At 51.7% G+C, this 15347-nt stretch carries 10 protein-coding genes; 2 read left to right on the forward strand and 8 right to left on the reverse strand.

Going from position 1 to position 15347, the window contains the following annotated elements; genetic code table 11:
- Positions 1 to 76 precede the first annotated feature (76 nt).
- Positions 77 to 5485 (reverse strand): hypothetical protein, encoded by a 5409-nt coding sequence (locus Undi14_RS13025; RefSeq protein ID WP_200180711.1) that lies wholly within the window; start codon positions 5483 to 5485, stop codon positions 77 to 79.
- Positions 5486 to 5694: 209 nt separating this feature from the next.
- On the opposite strand from Undi14_RS13025, the gene upp reads away from it, so the two are divergent.
- Positions 5695 to 6333 (forward strand): uracil phosphoribosyltransferase, encoded by a 639-nt coding sequence (gene upp / locus Undi14_RS13030; RefSeq protein WP_200180713.1) that lies wholly within the window; start codon positions 5695 to 5697, stop codon positions 6331 to 6333.
- A gap of 90 nt (positions 6334 to 6423) precedes the next feature.
- Positions 6424 to 7590 (forward strand): pyridoxal phosphate-dependent aminotransferase, encoded by a 1167-nt coding sequence (locus Undi14_RS13035; RefSeq protein ID WP_200180716.1) that lies wholly within the window; start codon positions 6424 to 6426, stop codon positions 7588 to 7590.
- Between the two features lie 55 nt (positions 7591 to 7645).
- Here Undi14_RS13035 and Undi14_RS13040 read toward each other — a convergent pair whose 3' ends face one another.
- From Undi14_RS13040 to odhB, 7 genes are all read right to left on the reverse strand, one after another.
- A complete protein-coding gene (locus Undi14_RS13040; RefSeq protein WP_200180718.1) occupies positions 7646 to 8911 on the reverse strand; it encodes a DEAD/DEAH box helicase in 1266 nt (421 codons plus the stop codon).
- 247 nt (positions 8912 to 9158) lie between these two features.
- On the reverse strand, positions 9159 to 10040 hold the full coding sequence (locus Undi14_RS13045) for a hypothetical protein (protein ID WP_200180720.1): 882 nt from the start codon (positions 10038 to 10040) through the stop codon (positions 9159 to 9161).
- A gap of 372 nt (positions 10041 to 10412) precedes the next feature.
- On the reverse strand, positions 10413 to 10823 hold the full coding sequence (locus Undi14_RS13050) for a hypothetical protein (protein ID WP_200180722.1): 411 nt from the start codon (positions 10821 to 10823) through the stop codon (positions 10413 to 10415).
- Positions 10823 to 11920 (reverse strand): cell division protein ZapE, encoded by a 1098-nt coding sequence (gene zapE, locus Undi14_RS13055; RefSeq protein ID WP_200180892.1) that lies wholly within the window; start codon positions 11918 to 11920, stop codon positions 10823 to 10825. Before zapE ends, Undi14_RS13050 begins: the two co-directional genes overlap by 1 nt.
- Before the next feature lie 282 nt (positions 11921 to 12202).
- Entirely contained in the window at positions 12203 to 13630 is a 1428-nt protein-coding gene (lpdA, locus tag Undi14_RS13060) for a dihydrolipoyl dehydrogenase (RefSeq protein ID WP_200180724.1), read from the reverse strand.
- A gap of 68 nt (positions 13631 to 13698) precedes the next feature.
- Positions 13699 to 14055 carry a PspC domain-containing protein gene (locus Undi14_RS13065; RefSeq protein ID WP_186885503.1) on the reverse strand — a complete coding sequence of 119 codons (357 nt, stop codon included), beginning with the start codon at positions 14053 to 14055 and terminating at the stop codon, positions 13699 to 13701.
- 12 nt (positions 14056 to 14067) lie between these two features.
- The gene (odhB, locus tag Undi14_RS13070) at positions 14068 to 15321 is read right to left on the reverse strand and encodes a 2-oxoglutarate dehydrogenase complex dihydrolipoyllysine-residue succinyltransferase (protein ID WP_200180726.1); all 1254 of its coding nucleotides are present in this window, start codon (positions 15319 to 15321) and stop codon (positions 14068 to 14070) included.
- Between the last annotated feature and the right edge of the window lie 26 nt (positions 15322 to 15347).

Below are 15347 nucleotides of genomic sequence, written 5' to 3' on the forward strand. Positions count from 1 at the left end.
CGGTAATAATAAATAATCACCGGGATTTTTTTTTTGCTACTCAAGAGTAGTTTTCTGCTGCTCTTATCTGCTGCTCTTACTTCGCCGCCATCGCTAATTGCAAGGCCGCTTTTTCTTCTGCCTTCACCGGTTCAGTTTGTTGTGCAATGCCATTTTCTGCAGATTTTTTCACCTGTGTTGCTGTTGGTGTCAGTTCATAGCTCAATTGCATACCGCTGTTCAGTTTTACAGACGGCGCGGTGACATTCGCAGGGCTGGCAACAACCGGTGCAGCCTTAGCTGCCATCGCGTTGGCAACAGACATCGGTGTAGAGAAATTAGCGAAACCCGCGCCAGCAACGCCAGCACACAACATCAAACCAGCCAGCACGGAAGGACGCAGGCGCAGACGGAAGCGTTCCTGCGCATCTTTTTCCGCTTGCTGCCCGATGTCGTAAGTAATTTCCACCGGCGCACTCGACAGCATTTGCTGCGCCTGCAAACGCCATTCAGCACTTTGTTGTTGGTTGTTGCGCAACTTGGAAATCAATTCCTGCGCCAGATTTTCAGCCTGTGCATGTTCCGCGACCAGACTCAGATTTTCTTGCTCGGCTTCCGCTTTCAATGCAGCCTGCATCTCTGCCAACTGCGCTTTCAGCAACTCAGCCTGCTCCTGACGCTGTTGTTTTTGTTGTTCCATTGCCTGTTGTTGTTGCGCGAACTGTTGCTGCAATGCCGCCAATTCCATTTCTTCCGGCGATAATGCCAGGGCATTTTTCTTCGCCTGTTCCAATGCGGCTTTAGCTGCTGCAAGTTCGGCGCGACGTTGCAACATCAGATCCGCCAACGCAGCCTCTTGCTCTTCCTGTTGCTGCAAGTCTGCCAGCAATGCCTGTTCTGCTTGCAAACGTGCGGCGACGTCTTGCGCCAGCTTATTCTCAGCCGCAATTCTTTGCGCTTCAATTTCTGCCAGTTGCTGCTGTTGCTCCATTCGGGCATTCATCTCAACTGTCGCCATTCTGGCTTGCTCTGCCAGTGCTTCAGATGCCGCGATCAATGCTTGTTCTGCAGCGACTTTTTCCTGTTCCGCAGCATTAGCCTCGGCTGCTTTTTGTGCACGCAACTGGCTCTGCTTCGCCAATTCCGCCTCAACTTGCAATCTGTCTTCGGAGGCTTTGAGTATCAACGCTTCCGCTTCCATTTTCTGGCTGATCGCCGTCAATGCCTGCTGCTTCAATTGCAACTCATCCTGCTCACGTTGCTTCTGCAGTTGCATCGCCTGGATTTCACGCTGAGCCAGCTCGGCCTTTTGCGCCTCCATCTGCTGCAATGCCAACAGCTCGTCAGCACGCATCTGCGCCAGTTCAGCAGCTTCTTTTTCTGCAGCCGCGTGCATTTGCGCTAATTCTGTCGCTTCTTTCTCGGCGGTCAGTTTGATCTGCATTGCCACATTCGCATCTTGCTCAGCCTGAGCACGAATCTCAGACAATTGCAGATACGCTTGTTCAGCTTGCTGACGTTGTTCAGCTTCCGCCAGCGCCTTTTGTTCTGCCAGCCTCTTTTGTTCGATAGCGGCCAATTCTTCAAGCTCAGCAGCGGCACGGCGATTTTCCATCAACGCCAACGTTTCCGCTTCACGCAATTTGGCTTCCATCGCCTCTGCCGCTGCACGTTGCGCCTCAGCGTGTTGTACCGATTTAGCAAACATCGCCTGCTCGGTCTCCAGTTGCAATTGTGATGCCTGTGCCGCCGCCTGCTCCTGTTCAAAGCGTGAAGCTGCGATCTGTGCTGCTTCTTGTTCCGCTTGCAAACGTTGTTGCAGTGCTTGCTGTTGCTGTTGCTCTGCCAATAATTTTGCCTGCAACTCTTCGCTCAGTTGTTGCTCGGTCGCGAGGCGTTGTTGCTCTGCACGGCTAGATTCCAGCAATAAGGAGGTTTTTTCTTCGAGTGCAGCTGCGGTCTGACGCTTGATTAATGCTTCTTCAGCCGCTTGCGCCAGCCATTCTTTTTCTTTCGTATTCAGATTTTCTATTGCCAAGCGTGCTTCTTCATCGCTATTTTTGCGTGCCGCCAACAATTCCACTTGCTCAGCTTCGGCATCCAGACGCGCCTGTACTTCCGCTGCTGCAGCGACTTCAGCCTCTTGCTTTGCTGTCAGCATTGCGACCAATGCCTGTTCGGCTGCGATACGTTCTTGTTGCGCCTTCAGTAATTGCTGTTCCTGCTGCAAACGCTGTTGTGCGATTTCTGCCATCAGCTTTTGTGCATCGGCATGTGCAGCCAATTCCTGATGCAAAGCCTGCTCTGCAGCGAGAGTTGCCTCACCAGCCAGACGTGCCACCTGCTGTGCATATGCGTTGGCTTGGGCAAATTCATTTGCCTGTTTTTCGCTGACCAGACGGGTTTGTACGTCTTGCTGAGCGCTTTGTTCTGCCTGTAATTTTGCTGTTGTTGTTGCCAGCAAAACCGCTTCATCAGCAGAGCGTTGTTGTACAACTTGTTCCAACTCTGCGATGCGTCGATTTTTTTCAACCACCAGCTGATGCGCTTTTTGCTGGCTGGCCGCATACGCCTGCGCCTGCAATTGCAAGGCTTTTTCTGCCTGCAGTTTCGCCTCAGCCATCTGGCTTGCCTCTTGCTCGGCACGTGCACGTTCTACGGCTGCAATCGCTTGCTCTTGCTCTGCAATCGCTTTTGCCTGTGCAGCAGCATGGGCGATTTTTTCTGCAGTCAGCTTTTCTGTTGCTGCTTTCGCGATAGATTTTTCAGCATCGGTACGTTCTTGTTCCAATTTCGCTTGTTGCTCCAGCGCCGCTGCTGCCTGTTGTTGCGATTGTGCTTTTTCCTGTTCCAGACGTGTGATCTGCGCTGCCGCTTTAACACGTGCCGCTGCTGCCTGCGCTGCCTGCTGTTCAGCCTGCGCCTGTGCCGCATTTTGCTCGAACAACTTCTTTTCTTCAGCGAGTTTTAATTCTGTAGCAGTACGTAACGCCTGCTCTGCTTCCAGACGAGCCAGATGCTGATCGCGCTCTTCCTGCTCGACTTTTGCTTTTGCCTGCAATTCTGCCGTTAATTTCTTTTCTGCCTGTAATTTTTCCTGTACCAGTCCGAGCGCTTTTTGTTCTGACTCTGCGCGCAGACGCAAGGTTTTACCTAACTCCTCGGCTTCTGCGACTTTGGATTGAGCCGCGCTGGCTGCTTGCTTTTGCAACTCAGCATGCTCCTGCATTTTTTGCAGGCGGGCTTGCTCCGCCTGGATCAATGCCTGACGTGCAGCACGAGCTTCCGATTCCTGTTGCTGACGTGCCTGCAATACATTGACATGCTGACGATCAGCATGGGCGCGGGCAATCACTTGTTCTGCCGTGGCTTTTTCTGCTTCCAGCTTTTCTTGCGCTGCGCATACCGCCTGTTTTTCCGCTTCGGTACGAACCTGCTCGGCACGCGTCATTTCAACTGCCTGCTGCGATTTCAACAATGCCAGGGCCGCTGCTTTGCGTTGTACTTCTTTTTGAATTTCAGCCTGTTCCAGCGCTGTCAGTTCTGCCTGATTAGCGGCTTCCTGCGCCAGTCTTTGCTCACGCTCGGCTTGCTCTTTTGCGGCAGCAATCGCTTTCATTTCCTCTTCGGCACGCTGTTTTGCTTCGAGTTCCAGTTGTGCAGCCTGCTCCAGCGCCAGTTTTTCTTCTGCAGTTTTCAGCATTTGCTGAACCGCCTCGGCACGACGACGTTCTACATCCAGTTTCTCATCGAGTAGTTCCATTGCTTTCGCCTCATCCTGAGCACATTGTTGTTGAACGCGAAGGAGTTCACTGACGTCCCTGCTCTTCTTCACTGTTGCTTCTGCCATTTTTTGCTGCAACTCAGCTTGTTCTATGGCTTTTTCCAGCGCAATTTTTTCTGCGATATATTCAGTTTCCTGCGCCACGCGTGCCGCGCGATCTGCCGCTTCCTGCATACGCAACAATTCAGCGTGCGCTTCATCTGCTTTGGCACGGGCTTCCGCTTCTTCTGCTTTCTGACGCTCGGCCTGCAGTTTTGCATCGAGTGCGTTGGCCGCTTTTTGCTCAGCTTCAGCACGGCGTTTTTCGGCCGCGAGTAATTCTTCTGCTTTTTTTGCCTTCAGCTCGGCAGCAGCGCTGGCACGCTTGAGCAAATCAACCTGAAACGCGCTGGCGCTCAGAGCTTGTTGTTCAGCATTAGCCTGCTCACGCGCAGCCTGTACCGCAACCCGTTCAATTTCTATGCGTTCTTTGGCCAGCTTGGCAGCGCGCTGCTCTTCCGCCGCGCGCTGACGGGCGATTTCTGTCGCTTCCTGTTCAGCGATACGACGTTGACGTGCTTCTTCGGATGCTTCGGCTTCTGCTTGCAGGCGCGTACGTGCCTGAGCATCTGCCTGTTGTTCATTCTCAATGCGATGCATTGCTGTCGATTGCAATTCGCGCTCCGCACGGATACGGGATTCTGTGACCTGGCGGATTTTATCTTCCGCTTCTCGGCGGGCTTGTGCGGTGGCTGTGGCGATCACTTCTGCCTGTTCACGCTTGGAAGCCGCCGCATACAAGTCTTGCTCTGCCTGCATGCGCATCTGGATTGCTTCTGCAGCGCGACGTTCAGATTCCATGCGGGCCTGCGCAATGGCTTCATGCTCCTGCTCTATGGCTAAGCGGGCAATCGCATCTTCTCTCGCACGTGCTTCCACAGGGGCGCGACTGATGGCAAACTCCAGCGCCATGGCTTCAGCCTGATCACGCTCTTTACTGGCCTGCAGCGTTTCGCTACGTACTTTGACCAGCATTTCTGAGGTTTCGCGCGCTTCACGTTCGCGTTTTTCGCGTTCACGTGCCAGTTCTGCAATACGTGCATCCGCACGGGCACGCTCAACGGCTTGCTGACGAGCACTTTCGGATGCAGCAAAACGTTCAGCAGCCCAGTTTTTTGCGGCTTCTGTCTGTTTGCTTAACTGGGTTACCGTTGCCTGTGCTTTGGCTGTAATTTCTGACTCTGCCTTGAACTGCATTTCAGCACGGGCTTTGGCTTCCTGCTCTATCTTCTGACGTTGCTCAGATTGTGCGCGGGCACGGCTTTCCATTCGCGCACGCTCTTGTAAATCACGTGCTTCCTGTTCATTCGCAGCAATCCGGGCTGCGCTGGCGGCCTGCGATTGCTTTTCAGCGAGTAATCTTGTCCTGCTGCTTTCTGCAGCTTCCTTTTCCAACTGCAGCTTTCTCTGCGCCAGTTCAGCAGCTTCAGCTTCTGCCTGTGCGCGGGCTTCTGCCATTGCACGGGCCTGTGCTTCTGCTTTCAGACGGGTTTCAGAGGCGACGGTGGCGCGGGCTTCTGCCTCAACACGGGCAATCGCTTCACGTATGCCTTTAACGTCGATACGGGAATTCGACTCCAGATCATCAGGAGAAGATAAAAAATCTTCTTTCTGATCCATACGCTGATCAAGGGAGAAATTCCCTAAAGAAAATTTATTTAATAATGACTGATTGCTGTCCATTCTTCACTCCTGAGATAGTAGTCGTTCCCTAAAGTCGCTGGCCTGGCGGCTCCGGAACTTCTTACCCTGAATTATCAATGAAGAAAAATCAAACAATCGCCAGAGTAAAGCGAGAAAAACCCCTCTATTCCCATTTATTCGTGAATGAACGCCTCCCCTAAAACAGCGCGGGGACGTAAAATAGCGGTCACACCAAAATCAGCAGGAGAATGACCTTGAACGAATTAGTGACTGAAATCAAACATCCGTTAGTGCAGCACAAACTGTCGCTGATGCGCAGCAAAGAAACACCAACAGATAATTTCCGCCGTCTGCTGCGCGAGATCAGCCAGATGCTGGCGTACGAAGTCACACGCGATCTGCCTATCGAATTCACCCGGATCGAAACCCCGATTCAGGTCATCGATGCGCCGACGATCAGCGGCAAAAAACTTTGCGTGATCTCTGTGCTGCGTGCCGGTAACGGCATATTGGATGGCATGCTGGATCTGTTGCCGAATGCGCGCGTCGGTCATATCGGCCTGTACCGCGACCCGGCAACGCTGGAACCGGTCGAGTATTACTACAAAGTGCCGGAAGATATCGCTGACCGTCTGGTGATCGTGGTTGATCCTATGCTTGCCACCGGTAACTCAGCAGCGGCAGCAATCACCCGCCTGAAACAAGGCGGTGCGAAGTCGATTAAATTTGTCTGTCTGCTGGCAGCGCCGGAAGGCATCAAGGTCATGCAAAATGCGCACCCTGATGTGCCTGTGATTACCGCATCCATCGATCAATGCCTGAACGATCATGGTTATATCGTTCCGGGCTTGGGCGATGCTGGTGACCGATTGTTCGGTACCAAATAAATCTAAGTAAAACGCCCCGGCAGCCTGACAGCGCCGGGGCGTTTTTGTCTCTGCCTCAAGAATTGAAGAATGCATTTCCCTGCTCAGAATATGACAACGACTACCAGTTTCATTCCAGCTTCCAAATTACCCGAAGTCGGCACCACGATTTTTTCGGTGATGTCGGCACTTGCCGCTGAGAAAAAAGCCGTGAATCTGGGACAAGGATTTCCGGATTTCGATTGCGACCCCGCACTGCCTGCCGCAGTGACGCGCGCCATGACCGCTGGGCACAATCAATATCCCCCGATGCCAGGCGTCGCCATCTTCAGAGAGCAGATCGCCGCCAAAATCGCGGCTATTTATGGCCATCAATATGATCCCGCCAGCGAAATCACCGTTACCGCCGGAGCCACGCAAGGCATATTAACCATCTTGCTGGCCTGCGTGCATGCCGGTGATGAGGTGATCGTGATCGAACCTGCGTATGACAGCTATGTGCCATCGATCAGACTCGCCGGTGGCGTGCCGGTTTTCGTCAGCATGGAATTAGGTGAACACGGCTACAGCATTCCGTGGGACAAAGTCCGCGCCAGCATCACGGGCAAAACGCGGCTGATCATGCTCAATTCGCCACACAATCCTACCGGCTCTGTACTGAGCGCCAGCGATATCGCGGCATTGACCGACATTGTGCGCGACACCCGCATCCTCATTGCCTCGGACGAAGTGTATGAACACATGGTCTATGACGGGCAACGCCACGAATCACTCGCCCGTCATCCAGAACTGGCGCAGCGCAGCTACATCATTTCCAGTTTTGGTAAAACCTATCATGTGACCGGCTGGAAAGTCGGCTATGTCGTCGCCCCAGCAGTGCTGATGGCAGAATTCCGCAAGGTGCACCAATTCAATGTCTTCACCGTGAATACGCCTATGCAGGTTGGATTAGCGCAGTACATGCAAAATCCCGCGCCGTATCTGGAATTGCCCGCGTTTTACCAACGTAAGCGCGACCTCTTCCGCGATGGTCTGCAACAATCCCGCTTCCGCTTGCTGCCGTGTGCGGGCACATATTTTCAAAGTGTGGATTACAGCGCGATTTCAGATTTACCGGAACTCGATTTTGCGCGCTGGCTGACCAGCGAAATTGGCGTTGCGGCAATTCCGGTATCGGCCTTTTATCAACAAGCGCAAGAATCCGGCGTTGTGCGCTTTTGTTTTGCGAAACAGGATGCAACGCTGGAAACTGCGATCGCCAGACTGGCTGCGCTGTAAGCTTGAACAATAACGGCAGATCAGCAGCAAGATCGCGGCGACATTGCAGCCCAGCTTAATTATCGCCTTTTGCTTCTGCCGCCTGCTGCGCCGCCAGGGCGCGTAATTTGTCTTTTTTGCTCGGACGCTTCCCTTTCACGCCACCATTCACATCCAGCACACGCTCGCTGACAGGCACTGGTAAAGCACTTGCCTCAAAATCGGGGATCGATTCCAGGTCTATGCGCAAACCTTGCTTACGCGCGATCAGCGCAAAATGGGCGGCGGATTCCGGCGTCACAAAGTTATACGCCTGCCCGCTGAGACCAGCACGGCCAGTACGGCCTATGCGATGAATATAATCATCGCTGGACCGCGGCAAATCATAATTCACCACCACCGGCAACTGGGCGATGTCGATGCCACGCGCAGCAACGTCGGTTGCCACCACCACCTTCAGGCGCGACGCCTTGAAATCGGCCAGCACTTGTTCGCGCTTGCCCTGCGTCAGCTCACCATGAAATGGCTCCGCTGCAATATGCGCGCGGCGCAATTTCACCGCCACCAGCTCCGCCGCATACTTGGTCGCGACAAACACCAGCACCCTTGGCCATTTCTCACTGGTCAGCAAATGCCGCAATAATTGGGTACGGCGAGGCGTATCAACACTGATTGCTCTTTGCACGATATCCGGCTTACCGGCATCGGTGACTTCTATGCGGATACGTTCCGGTTGCGGGCTGATGCGCGCCGCCAGGCTTTCCACTTCCGATGCAAACGTCGCGGAGAATAATAAATTCTGACGCTGTGCAGGCAACATCGCCACGATGCGGTTTAACTCATCGGCAAAGCCCAGCTCCAGCAAACGATCAGCCTCATCCAGCACCAGCGTATTCACGCCTGCCAATGACAAGGCATTGTGATCGATCAGATCCAGCAAACGCCCCGGCGTCGCGATCACAATATCCGCACCGCCGCGTAAATGCAGCATTTGCGGATTAATCGAGACGCCGCCAAACACCACCGCCAGTTTGGCCGCAGGCGCGACCGATTTACATAAGCTGCTCAGCGTCGTGCCCACTTGCGCGGCAAGCTCGCGGGTCGGCACCAGTATCAACACCTGCACCGCTCGCGGACGCGCCGCCGTCAGCACCAGATTTTGCAAGAGCGGCGCACAGAAGGCGATGGTTTTTCCGGAGCCGGTCTGCGCCTCGGCAATCACATCCTTGCCTTGCAAGATCACAGGAATCGCGGCGGCCTGCACGGCAGTCGCTTCGGTATAACTACGGTCGCGCAAGGCGCTCAGAAGTGCGGGCGCGAGGCCCAGGCTGGAAAATGACATGAATAAAGCTTTACTGAAAGATGGTCGGCACTATACCGCATTCTGAGGGGTGTGGAAGCATCAAAAGGGGCGATGGATGTATAGCGAGTCACTACCCAGTGGGAAGTGACTCGCTAAGATTGAGTTCGGAACACGTCTTGCACTTGCTTCATCTGATAAAACCTAGGAAATATATCTTCGGACTCTTATCGTTTGAATCCACTTGCGATGCGCAGCTTTATCGCGCAGCATCAAGTGAAATAATGGATTAGACATTCTTACGTATGTCGACATGTCGATTGCGCTGGCCTTTTGGAGAAATTTTGCGTAACAACATTTCAATTTCGTCTTTAGATTTTAGGTCTCTTAGTCTTAATCTCAAATGTTTGTGATCGGGCTCTAATTCCATAAATTCTACTGATAAGACTGCTGGGTGACCACTAACAACATCAATCGCCTTTTTGATTTCTGAGCTAGAAAAATCGCTCAAGCAATAGTCCATATCCTCATCGGAAGTGGGATACTCAAATGCATCTCGATAACGGAGCAAATCTTTGTTAAATTGATTATTGCGCTCAAGCCTTCTCATTCCCATTCTGATATTTTTTAGTTCATCAAGAATAAACTCTTGTCCAGATACTTCTTTCTTATCAATTTTGGCAACTTTGAATTCGCCGAAGTGTTTTAAAAATGTCGTGTAGGTAGTATCAGTCGTAGATTTTTCATATGTTGCCTTGATCTTTTCCGCAAGTTTTAATTTAAAGTCAACGATTCTAGAGAATCTCAAATCTCTTGGATATTCGATATGTTCAATCGGAGAAGTGTCGAATGAGTAGGACGTTTTGTCGTCCTTAATAATGATAGTTGGCTTGTCAAATGCGAGTCTCATCCCGAGTTCAAACATTACATTGGGATTTTTGCCGCTTACGTCACAAACTACAATTGGATTTTCATAGAGATTCTGAATAATACGTTTTTGAATTATTCCAACATCGTCTGCGTTGCTAACGAGATTTCCCTCAAATCCAGATTCTTCGATTGCTTCCGTAATGATTTCAAGAACGTCGCTCCAGTGACCTTCGCTGCATCCGTCAAGCGTGGAAATCGGCATTACAATGCCGCAGATTTTCTTTTCTTCATTTTGGCTCATTGAGCAATCCTTATAAATGGCTGGCTTGTTTTAAAGAGAAAAACCAAAGTTAGCATGCATTTATAAATTAAACAACAATATCCCAACTCTCTCAGAAGGCGAATGGATGCGACTTCTCATATTCGACTATTCCGACTCAGTCTGTCTCAGACACGCAAAGCACAATTCGGAGCCCACTAGCCTGCTAAATGAGGCTAAAAATACTGGGGGGAGTATATTTCAAAGCCTAGTGTTTACGCTGAGAATAAGGTGAAAATGCCGCATACTCCCCTTTTTATCACTTTTTACGGTTCAAAAAACGATCTGGGGAGTGTCACCACTGGCGGTGGCGACGGGCGGTGAAATGGGGAATAAGCGAGGATTAAGCAAGAATTAATCGACTTGTTTGCGGGCTTGTTCGCGGTCTTTTTCGATCACGCGGATCTGGCGTTGTACGGCTTTGGCTTCGATAGACATGCGCTGCAAAGTCGGCAGGTAACGACGGCGTTGCACTTTAATGTCTTGCAGGCAGTCGTTGACGAAAAAAATGTCATAGCAATGGCGCTCTGCTGCCTGATACCAGGTTTGCAGGCGACGTTGTAGCGCCTCGCTTTCGGCGATAACGGCATCGGCGACTTCGTTGGTTTGTATGCTGTTGACCGGATAGCGCCCGTCCATGTCCTGCACAAGCTGGGCGATGCTGGCGAATTCTACTTTTCCCTGATCAGCCACGGTATCGGCATGCGCCGCGCTGATGCCAGTCAGCAGCAGGCTGGAAATAAATAAGTAAGAGAGAAATTTCATCAGGCTATCGTGTCGGCAAGTTGGCGTTGATCGGCTTCCATGTATTCTTTGGACTGCATTTCTATGATGCGTGAGACGGTGCGGTGAAACTCGTTCGAGAGTGTGCCGTTAGTATACAACTCTTCCGGTGCGACTTCGGCAGACATAATCAGTTTGACCTTGTTATCGTAAAACACGTCGATCAACCAGGTGAAACGCCGTGCCTCTGATGACATGGCAGCGGACATGCACGGAATGGCGGACAAAATCACGGTATGAAAGCGGCTGGCGATTTCGAGGTAATCGTTCTGCGAACGCGGGCCGCCACACAGCGTATGAAAATCAAACCAGATCACGCCACCGGCACGGCGCAGTGCTTTCAGTGTGCGGCCTTCAATATCGACATGCGGGTCTTCATCTTTGGTATCAGCAATACGGGAAAATGTATCGCGCAAGGCTTTATCGGTAGCGGCTGAGAGCGGCGTCAGATAGGCCTGCACTTGTTCCAGCGCGCGTTTGCGGTAATCATTACCGGAATCGACGTTCATCACATCGAGCTTTTCTTTGAGCAAGGCGATCGTCGGCAGCATGCGGTCACGATGCAGACCATCGGGGTACAGCAGATCAGGCTGGTAATTGGAGGTCATGACAAACGACACGCCGTTATCAAACAAGGCTTTGAGCAGGTTGTACAGCAGCATCGCATCAGCGACGTCGGACACATGGAACTCATCAAAGCAGATCAGGCGGTATTTTTTGGCGATGCGTTTGGCGACTTCGTCCAGCGGATCAGCGACGCCTTTGAGTTCGTCTAATTGACGGTGCACGGCGCGCATGAATTCGTGAAAATGCAGACGGGTTTTACGTACAACAGGGACGACGGAATAAAAGCTATCCATCAGAAACGATTTGCCGCGCCCTACTCCGCCCCACATATAAACGCCGCGCGGCACTTCTGGGCGCGTGATCAGGCGGGTCAGCTTGTTCGCCCGTTTTCCTTTGTACAGCACCCATTCTTCATAGGCTTGCTGCAGGCGATCAACGGCGCGCTTCTGCGCTTCGTCGGCTTTAAATCCACGCTGGGTCAGCGCTTCGTCGTAAAACTGTTGTACATCCATAGTCTGTTTTTTCAAGCTGTTTCCTCACGTATTTTGTGCGGTACGCATCGATGCCATCATCCATCCGTGCGTTGATTCATGCTGATTCACATTGAGTCAGATTGACTTTGCTGACAATCGAAACCACATCGTCTGTCGATCAGAAAAATACGGAACCAGTCTGGCTGGTCGTTGACCGCCGGTAACGCTAACCACATGCGTTGACACGGCGGGTACGGCAATAATAAAAATGGACGAGTATCCGACTCGTCCATTTTTATCGTGGTGCAGATGACGTATCGATCAGAAGTTAAGCGAACGTTTATCCACTGCCAACGCGGCTTCTTTTGTCGCTTCCGACAAAGAAGGATGGGCGTGGCAAATACGTGCGATATCTTCAGAAGATGCACGGAATTCCATCGCCACCACCGCTTCAGAGATCAATTCTGAAGCCATAGGACCAACGATGTGTACGCCGAGGATTTCATCGGTCGTTGCATCGGCGAGGAATTTAACCATACCGGAAGTATCACCCAGTGCACGTGCGCGGCCATTCGCCATGAATGGGAAAGTACCGGCTTTATATGCAACGCCGTCGGCTTTCAATTGCTGCTCGGTACGACCTACCCACGCGATTTCAGGGGATGTGTAAATCACCCATGGAATCGTGTTGAAGTTCACGTGACCGTGTTGGCCAGCGATACGTTCTGCAACGGCAACGCCTTCTTCTTCCGCTTTATGTGCGAGCATAGGACCGCGTACTACGTCACCGACCGCCCAGACGTTAGGCAGATTCGTTTTGCAATCGCCATCCACCGCGATGAAACCACGTTCATCAAGTGCCAGGCCAACGCCTTCGGCATTCAGGCCGTTGGTGTTTGGTGTGCGGCCGATAGAAATGATCAGCTTGTCGAATACGGCTTTGTGTTCTGCGCCTTTGTCATCGGTGTAATTGACGGTAACGTCTTTACCACTGTTGACGATCTCGCCGATTTTCACGCCGAGATTGATTTTCAGGCCTTGTTTGTCGAACAGTTTTTTCGCTTCTTTGGCGATTTGTTCGTCCACTGCACCGAGGAAAGTTGGCAATGCTTCAAGTACAGTAACTTCAGCACCGAGACGACGCCATACGCTGCCCATTTCCAGACCGATCACGCCTGCACCGATAACACCGAGTTTTTTCGGTACTTCAGCGATATTCAGTGCGCCTTCGTTGGACAAAATTGTCTTTTCATCGAACGGTGCGACTGGCAATGCGCGAGCATTGGAACCAGTTGCAACGATGATGTGCTTACCAGTGATGCTTTCTTCTGTTTTACCGGCAACCTTGATTTCGTAACCAGCCGCGTCGGCTTTCACGAAGGAACCATGACCGTGGAAGAAAGTGACTTTATTCTTTTTGAACAGGAACAGAATACCGTCGTTATTTTGTTTAACGATGGTGTTTTTACGTCCCAGCATTTTTGCGACATCCATACCCAGACCGGATACCGAAATACCGTGGTCAGCAAACGCGTGACCAGCATGTTCGTAATGTTCTGAGGATTGCAGCAAGGCTTTAGATGGAATGCAACCAACGTTGGTGCAGGTACCGCCCGGTGCCGGACCGCCTTTGTCGTTGCTCCAGGCATCGATACAGGCCGTGGAAAAACCGAGTTGTGCAGCACGAATTGCTGCGATATAGCCGCCAGGGCCGCCGCCGATTACGACGACATCAAATTGTTTGCTCATGGATTTATCCTGATTTCTGATTGTTTCTGATTACGCGTGAGGAAAAGACATACGGTGAACAGGCGGATTCACTCTTCTTCTGGCACAAAAATCCACGCTAAAACATAAGCGACCAGACCCGCGCCAAAATAACAAGTGAAAAAGACAAACAGCAAACGCCATATCCAGGATTCCAACCCGGTGAACTTACCTAAACCACCGCAAATACCACCCAGCCAGCGATCGGTATTCGAGCGGCGGAAACGGTTTAACTGATTCAGGGAGTCATCAATACCCGAAAAGGAATTACTGTGTGCGTCCTGAGAAGAAGCTCCGCTTCCAACGGAAGACAGGAGCTTCGCCTTTGCTTGCGCGAACTCTGCATCAGTCAGGGCTCCCGCCTGATGCAGTTCATGCAGACGTTTGATGTCGTCAGCGATGTTCACGACGATGGCCTCTTACAGATCCAACAACAAGCGTGATGGATCTTCCAGCGCGTCTTTCATCGCAACCAGAGCCAATACTGCTTCACGACCATCGATGATACGGTGATCGTAAGACATCGCCAGATAATTCATCGGACGAACGACGATCTGACCATTTTCAACCACTGCGCGGTCTTTGGTTGCATGCACACCCAGAATCGCAGATTGTGGTGGATTGATGATCGGTGTCGACAACATAGAACCGAAAGTACCGCCATTAGAGATGGAGAATGTACCGCCAGTCAGGTCGTCCAACGTCAACTTACCATCTTTCGCTTTAGCACCGAATTCGCCGATTTTCTTTTCGATTTCAGCAATCGACATCTGATCAGCATTACGCAGAATAGGCACGACCAGACCACGTGGCGAACCAACTGCGATACCGATATCAAAGTAACCGTGATACACGATGTCGTTACCATCAACGGATGCATTAACGATAGGGTATTTTTTCAGTGCAGCAACAGCAGCTTTGACGAAGAAAGACATGAAACCCAGTTTCACGCCGTGTTCTTTTTCAAATTTGTCTTTGTACTTATTGCGCAATTCCATGACGGGTGCCATGTTGACTTCGTTGAACGTCGTCAGAATCGCGTTGGTAGATTGCGATTGCACCAGACGTTCAGCGATACGCGCACGCAAACGGCTCATAGGAACGCGTTCTTCAGGGCGATCACCCAGGTTCACCGCCGCAGGTGCATTCACCTGTTGCAATGCTGGCTTGGTTGACACTGGTGCTGCCAGAGGCGCAACAGCAGGTGCAGCTTTGCCGGCAACAGCAGCCAATGCATCACCTTTCGTTACACGGCCATCTTTACCTGAGCCATCAACCTGGCCAGCAGACAAACCGTTTTCAGCCAGAATTTTTGCAGCCGCCGGCATAGCAACGCCAGCCGACGATTTTGCATCAGCAGATGCAGCAACTGCCGGTGCCGCTGCAACCGCAGCAGGTGCAGCGGCAGTCGTTGCAACTGTTCCGGCGCTCGCTGCTGTATCGAGGATAGCGATAACTTCACCAGCAACCACTGTGCTGCCATCACCCTTGATGATTTGTGTGATCACACCAGCGTCCGGTGCTGGTAATTCCAGAACAACTTTATCTGTTTCAACGTCGATCAGGTTCTCGTCACGAGCTACGGATTCACCTACTTTTTTATGCCATGTCAGCAAAGTCGCTTCAGCGACGGACTCAGATAACTGAGGAACTTTAACTTCGATAATTGCCATTTTTTACTCTCCGATTCGGGTAGCCA

Source organism: Undibacterium sp. 14-3-2 (genome assembly GCF_016595265.1).
Classification (GTDB): Bacteria; Pseudomonadota; Gammaproteobacteria; order Burkholderiales; family Burkholderiaceae_D; genus Undibacterium; species Undibacterium aquatile.

Excerpts from the sequence above, each read along its gene's own strand:
- Undi14_RS13025 (WP_200180711.1), bottom strand. The coding sequence starts at position 5,485 with ATGGACAGCAATCAGTCATTATTAAATAAATTTTCTTTAGGGAATTTC.
- upp (WP_200180713.1), top strand. The coding sequence starts at position 5,695 with ATGACCTTGAACGAATTAGTGACTGAAATCAAACATCCGTTAGTGCAG.
- Undi14_RS13035 (WP_200180716.1), top strand. The coding sequence starts at position 6,424 with ATGACAACGACTACCAGTTTCATTCCAGCTTCCAAATTACCCGAAGTC.
- Undi14_RS13040 (WP_200180718.1), bottom strand. The coding sequence starts at position 8,911 with ATGTCATTTTCCAGCCTGGGCCTCGCGCCCGCACTTCTGAGCGCCTTG.
- Undi14_RS13045 (WP_200180720.1), bottom strand. The coding sequence starts at position 10,040 with ATGAGCCAAAATGAAGAAAAGAAAATCTGCGGCATTGTAATGCCGATT.
- Undi14_RS13050 (WP_200180722.1), bottom strand. The coding sequence starts at position 10,823 with ATGAAATTTCTCTCTTACTTATTTATTTCCAGCCTGCTGCTGACTGGC.
- zapE (WP_200180892.1), bottom strand. The coding sequence starts at position 11,920 with ATGGATGTACAACAGTTTTACGACGAAGCGCTGACCCAGCGTGGATTT.
- lpdA (WP_200180724.1), bottom strand. The coding sequence starts at position 13,630 with ATGAGCAAACAATTTGATGTCGTCGTAATCGGCGGCGGCCCTGGCGGC.
- odhB (WP_200180726.1), bottom strand. The coding sequence starts at position 15,321 with ATGGCAATTATCGAAGTTAAAGTTCCTCAGTTATCTGAGTCCGTCGCT.